The following is a 217-nucleotide window of genomic DNA, read 5'->3' on the forward strand; positions in this document are numbered from 1 at the left end:
TATTAAGTCTATTTTAAAGATACTCAAAAAAGGAACAGTAATAACAAAAGACGAATATTTCTATACTATTAAGTCTATTTTAAAGAATAGTTGTGCAGGAGTAAGATTGAATTCTTTCCGAAATTTCTATACTATTAAGTCTATTTTAAAGTTGAATATTTGAATAAACATAAACATGGGAATTAACAAATTTCTATACTATTAAGTCTATTTTAAA

It is taken from the genome of Methanobrevibacter sp. UBA412 (genome assembly GCA_002495685.1).
Lineage (GTDB): Archaea > Methanobacteriota > Methanobacteria > Methanobacteriales > Methanobacteriaceae > Methanobrevibacter_A > Methanobrevibacter_A acididurans.